1 protein-coding gene is annotated in these 1,166 nt (G+C 74.7%); it reads right to left on the bottom strand.

The annotated features are described in order from the left end of the window. A partial coding sequence (locus HW445_RS31870) for an HAD-IC family P-type ATPase (protein WP_180224240.1) occupies positions 1–1,166 on the bottom strand: 1,166 nt, incomplete at both ends.

Genomic DNA, 1,166 nt, shown 5'->3' with positions numbered 1-1,166 from the left:
CAGGGCGCCCGCCAGCCGCAGCACCTCGCGCTCGTCGCCGCCCTCGGCGGTGTGCACGGCGAGCAGCGTCATCCGTCCGGTGGTGACGGTGCCGGTCTTGTCCAGGACGACGGTGTCGGCCTTGCGGGTGGACTCCAGCACCTCGGGGCCCTTGATGAGGATGCCGAGCTGGGCGCCGCGCCCGGTGCCGACCATCAGCGCGGTCGGCGTGGCCAGGCCCAGCGCGCACGGGCAGGCGATGATCAGCACGGCGACGGCGGCGGTGAACGCGGCCGTCAGCTCCGCGCCGTTGCCCAGCCAGAAGCCGAGGGTGCCCAGGGCCAGGGCGATGACGACGGGGACGAAGACGCCGGAGATCCGGTCGGCGAGCCGCTGCGCGGCGGCCTTGCCGTTCTGCGCGTCCTCGACCAGCCTCGCCATGCGGGCGAGCTGCGTGTCCGCGCCCACCCGGGTGGCCTCCACGACCAGCCGGCCTCCCGCGTTGACCGTCGCCCCCGTGACGGCGTCCCCGACGCCGACCTCGACGGGCGCGGACTCGCCGGTGAGCATCGAGGCGTCGACGGCGGAGGAGCCCTCCACGACGAGGCCGTCGGTGGCGATCTTCTCGCCCGGCCGGACCAGGAAGCGGTCCCCGGCCCGCAGCCCGCCCACCGGGATCAGCTCCTCCCGGCCGCCGCGCAGGACGGTCACGTCCTTGGCCCCCAGTTCGAGCAGGGCCCGCAGGGCGGCCCCGGCCTTCCGCTTGGAGCGGGCCTCGAAGTACCGGCCCGCCAGGATGAAGGCGGTGACGCCGGCGGCGGCCTCGAGGTAGATGTTGCCCGCGCCGTCCGACCGGGCGATGGTCAGCTCGAAGGGGTGGGTCATGCCGGGGGTTCCGGCGGTGCCGAGGAACAGTGCCCACAGCGACCACAGGAACGCCGCCGTGGTGCCGACCGAGATCAGCGTGTCCATCGTCGCCGCGCCGTGCCGCGCGTTGGTGAAGGCGGCCCGGTGGAAGGGCCAGGCGGCGTAGGTGACGACCGGGGCGGCCAGGGTGAGGGACAGCCACTGCCAGTACGTGAACTGCAGGGCGGGGAACATCGCCATCGCCACCACCGGGACGGCGAGCGCCACGGCCGTGACCAGCCGCTGCCGCAGCGGGCGCAGTTCGTCGTCCGCGGTCTCCT

It is taken from the genome of Streptomyces sp. UH6, assembly GCF_013421635.1.
GTDB classification, from domain to species: domain Bacteria; phylum Actinomycetota; class Actinomycetes; order Streptomycetales; family Streptomycetaceae; genus Streptomyces; species Streptomyces abyssomicinicus.
Note: the sequence above shows the minus strand (reverse complement) of the source record. Positions and strands in the feature narration are given on the sequence as shown.